Source organism: Mesobacillus sp., from assembly GCF_047739415.1.
In the GTDB taxonomy this organism is placed as follows: domain Bacteria; phylum Bacillota; class Bacilli; order Bacillales; family Cytobacillaceae; genus Mesobacillus.
The window spans coordinates 1-4,207 of record NZ_JBIQOE010000251.1 but is presented as its reverse complement, the minus strand read 5'-3'; the positions used below and the strand labels follow the sequence as shown (position 1 = coordinate 4,207).

General features: G+C 42.7%; 4 protein-coding genes and 1 pseudogene. 2 read left to right on the top strand and 3 right to left on the bottom strand.

Annotation, left to right across the window (positions count from 1 at the left end):
- The 3 genes and pseudogenes from ACH0QE_RS19740 to pepV form a co-directional block, all read right to left on the bottom strand.
- Window positions 1-311: pseudogene (locus tag ACH0QE_RS19740) on the bottom strand (adenosylmethionine decarboxylase); the annotation flags it as partial.
- A 230-nt stretch (window positions 312-541) separates the two neighbouring features.
- The gene (gene dat, locus ACH0QE_RS19735; RefSeq protein WP_415802193.1) at window positions 542-1,396 is read right to left on the bottom strand and encodes a D-amino-acid transaminase; all 855 of its coding nucleotides are present in this window, start codon (window positions 1,394-1,396) and stop codon (window positions 542-544) included.
- Between the two features lie 36 nt (window positions 1,397-1,432).
- Window positions 1,433-2,848 carry a dipeptidase PepV gene (gene pepV / locus ACH0QE_RS19730; protein WP_415802192.1) on the bottom strand — a complete coding sequence of 472 codons (1,416 nt, stop codon included), beginning with the start codon at window positions 2,846-2,848 and terminating at the stop codon, window positions 1,433-1,435.
- 497 nt (window positions 2,849-3,345) lie between these two features.
- Here pepV and ACH0QE_RS19725 point away from each other — a divergent pair, with 497 nt between their 5' ends.
- Both ACH0QE_RS19725 and ACH0QE_RS19720 read left to right on the top strand, forming a co-directional pair.
- Window positions 3,346-3,567, top strand: coding sequence for a DeoR family transcriptional regulator (locus tag ACH0QE_RS19725; protein WP_023626930.1), 222 nt, complete (start codon window positions 3,346-3,348; stop codon window positions 3,565-3,567).
- A gap of 198 nt (window positions 3,568-3,765) precedes the next feature.
- Window positions 3,766-3,951 carry a hypothetical protein gene (locus ACH0QE_RS19720; RefSeq protein WP_415802191.1) on the top strand — a complete coding sequence of 62 codons (186 nt, stop codon included), beginning with the start codon at window positions 3,766-3,768 and terminating at the stop codon, window positions 3,949-3,951.
- Window positions 3,952-4,207 lie beyond the last annotated feature (256 nt).

The window sequence follows — 4,207 nt, the reverse complement described above, 5'->3', positions numbered from 1 at the left end:
GGCGACTCGTCATATGCTTCATCAGGAACCTCCACGACCGGTCCTTCAGAAACTAGGATGGTCACACTGGCTCCCTGCGGCACATAATCCTGCTTGGCCACATTCAGAACATGCGCACCAATAATATCTGAAACGTGAGTGAGTATTTTAGTCAGCCGGTCGGCATTATACTGTTCATCAATATAATCAAGATAAGCTTCACGCTCTTCTTTTGTCTTCGTATAACAGATGTCATACATATTAAAACTTAATGATTTCGTCAGATTATTGAATCCATGCAATTCAATATGCTGTTCAGAAGTGATTTTCATTTCTGTTCCCCCTGTTCGGTATTCTGCTGTACTTTGTCTGAGTATGAACAAAAGCAGGTATCCTGATGATTTAAATATTTTTATGATACCCATTCCTGCCAAGAAAAAACAAAGCAAGCGTTAAATCCTTCAGGTGTAGAATGCGGAAAAAGTAATCTGTTGATATTTCAAATAAGTTTGTCACTTTTTTGAATAAAAATAACCCGCAGCTGTAAGCCGCAGGTTAAAAGTTATAAATTGCCGCACAGGCGTTCAATTTCCGCTTTAAAAAGGTTTTGCAGGTTCCTGGTAACAGGACCAGGCTTCCCGTTTCCTACAGGTTTCCCATCCACTTCAACAATCGGCATGACTTCGACTGTTGTTCCAGATGAGAAGACTTCGTCTGCTGAAGACAATTCGTCAAGCGTGAATGCTCGTTCCTCAAATGGAATGGTTTCATTGCTGCAAATCTCCAGCATTTTTTGTCTTGTGATTCCGTTGAGAATGAAATTATCGGCCTGGTGTGTGATGATCACGCCGTCTTTTACAATCGAGATGTTGGAATGGCTTCCCTCAGTTACAGTTTCTCCTCGATGTAGGATCGCTTCAAAACAACCGGCCTCAGCTGCCTTTTGTTTCGATAGCAGATTTCCAAGCAAGTTCAAGCTTTTAATGTCACAGCGAAGCCAGCGGATGTCTTCATCCAGAATAGTTCTGACCCCTTTTTCCATGGATTCCACAGGGCGAGCCACCTTGCGCGTATAAGCGACAAAGGTTGGTGCCACATCACCGGCAGGGAAAACATGATTACGAGGTGAAGTGCCTCTTGTAAACTGCATATAAACAATACCAGTGTCCAATTCGTTTTTCGAAATCAGCTCTTCCATTTTGGACTCAAGCTCCTCAGGACTGAAAGGCAACTTCATCCTGATTTTTTCGGCACTTTCTACAAGTCTGTTTAAATGCTCTTTTCCAGTGAACATTTTGCCATTATAAACCCGGATGACTTCATATACACCATCTCCAAATTGATAGCCTCTATCCTCAATGTCTACCTTGGCGACCGTTCGGTCAAGAACTTCGCCATCTACAATTACATATTCCATGCTCTTCCCCCTCCTTGATTTCCGGTAATGTCTTGTTTATTTTGCCAATTCATAGATAGCCTGCGCGTAGATCGCTGTGGCTCTAAGAAGATCTTCAATAATCATATATTCATCCTTCTGGTGGGCGATATCAGGTCTTCCTGGGAAAAGTGGACCAAAAGCCACACCTGACTTCAACGACCTTGCATATGTTCCGCCGCCAATAGAAATAAGTTCCGCTTTTTCACCAACCTGCTCTTCATATACTTTTTTCAAGGTCTGGACGAGGAAGTCATTCTCATCAACATGATGCGGATTAGAGTTTGAGAAATTCTCGATGGAAAATCCCTCAGCTTCTATTACCCCAATTAATATTTCTTTTGTCTTTTCAAGATTGGTTGTCACTGGGTAGCGCATATTCAAGCCAGCGCGGCCACCGTTTTCCCGTGAGTAAGCTAGCTTACCAACATTGATCGTCAAATCTCCAGTAATGTCATCTGTATAGGCGACGCCTAGTTCCCTGCCGCGTGAATCTTTGCCCAGGTACTTGGCTACAAATTGAAAGAATTTTTCGCTGTTTCCATCAAGATTAATCTCGGAGAGGAAGCTTGCCATATAAAGCCCTGCGTTTTTTCCATTGTCTGGCTCCATGCCATGTGCTGAAACACCTTCAAGCTCAAGGATCAGCTTACCACTCTCGACTACTGCCTTGCCATCTAACTCATTGTTCTTTTTGAATTCCTCAAAACGCTGGACAATATCCGTTTGTCCTTGCTGCACAACCAAGGAAACCTTCGCAAAATCCGGTACCATATTATAGCGGCGGCCCGATGAAAATTCGATTACTTCAGCATCGAAGTCTTCTTTTGCAATAACGGCGGTGTTTGAAACCAAATCATAATCAGCGATTCCTTTTTCTGCGTAGATAATCGGGAAGTCAGCATCCGGCGCAAAGCCCATCGCTGGCATTTCTTCATGTTCAAAATAATGGTCAACACAGCGCCAGTCGCTTTCCTCATCCGTACCTATGATCATCCTGACACGCTTGTTCAGGGGCAAGCCCAGTTCTTTAACTATTTTCATTGCATAATATGCGGCCATTGTTGGACCTTTGTCATCAATTGCGCCACGGGCATAGATTTTACCATCGCGGATTTCCGCACCGTATGGGTCACTTGTCCAGCCGTCCCCCTCAGGTACAACATCGACATGGCAAAGAACACCAACAATTTCGTCTCCTTGCCCGAATTCCAGATGGCCAGCAAGATTGCCAACATTCTTAGGAGTGAAGCCATCCTTTTCACCTAACTGAAGCATAAAGTCCAATGCTTCCTTCACGCCTTCACCAAGCGGTGCCTCTGGAGATGAATTCTCTTCGTCAAGCACACTTTTGATTTTCAGCAGCTCCTGCGCGTCTTTAATTAAATCACTCTGTCTTTTTTCCACTTCCTGTGTCCAATTGATTGAAGTCATCCATTCAAACCTCCCAAGTTACTTTTATATGTATAAAGGTGGTATTCCCTTTTCAGGAACACTTAAGCGAGAAGATGTTCTTATTGTACTCTAAATCCCCACTTGAAAACTTGAATATTATTTTACTCCTTATAACCTCTTTTCGTAAACTCTGGGTAAAAGTTAAGTTACAGTCTAATATATTTTTGTAATTTTCTAATAACTGTCATATTTAACCTGTTTAACACCATATTGTTAAGTATATAAACCATTATGAAGGGGGTACGTTCTGAGTAAATTATTAATTTTTCATAAAAAACAGTAAATAATCTGGAATTATATTTTATTAAAGTGTAAAATAGTCCAAAAGGTAAGACATCTTAGGACTGCCTTTTAAAATGGACGCAAAAGGAGCTGTCTGGAAAGAAGAAAACTACATACTTGAGGATTCGTCTTCAATCAATAGTCGGTTGCAGGAAAATGACAAAGGGGTTTAAAAAAGGATAGGGAGTGGTTGTTTGAAACCTTCGACTAACCGGATGATAAACCGCATCAAATCCATCTACATGTATATATGTCAGAATGGTACTGTCACAACTCAAGATCTTGTAGAGGAATTCGGAATTACTCCTCGAACCATCCAGAGGGATTTGAATGTCCTGGCTTATAACGACTTAGTGAAAAGTCCGAGCCGAGGTAAATGGACAACGACCCAGAAAAAGGTAAAGATGTCATCGTAATTCGAAAAGCGGAAGTGCCTTGGTCAGCCCCGACAAGCGTTGCCCGCCTAAAGCGCCACGTCCTGTGGCTGGCGGGTCTAGCACGTCGTGTGCCTCAGAGGGCCGACCAGTGAAGTCGTTCTTTGACTTCATTGGGCGGATCGAAAACGAAAAGCGGAGGCGACTGCCCAACTCCGACAAGCGCTGGAGGTCCTGACAGTGAAGTCGTTCTTTGACTTCATTGGCAGGACCGAAATCGAAAAGTATAGCCGACTGCCCAGAAACGCAGAAACTGGAGATTCCGACAAAGAAGCGCTTTTTGCTTCTGCAGGCGGAGTTGAAGTTTCGGAGTTTCTAGGAGGCGACACTAGACAAGCGACTCGAGGAGTTAGGAGCAGCAGCTAGACAAGCGACTTGAGGGGCTAGGCACTGGAGCTGGACAACTATCGAAGTAAATATATGTTTACTAATAAAAAGGCTCTGTTAAAGGTAAATGTTGATATTTGATACCTGCCCGAAATCTTAGTATAATCAATATAAGAACAAGCATTCGGGAGGTTGTAAGTATGAGCAAAGCGTTTAATAACTTGTAAAACACATTGATAAACTACCACATACGAAAAAAGAACAAGTTTATCAATGGGTTAAACGCTATGTTCAA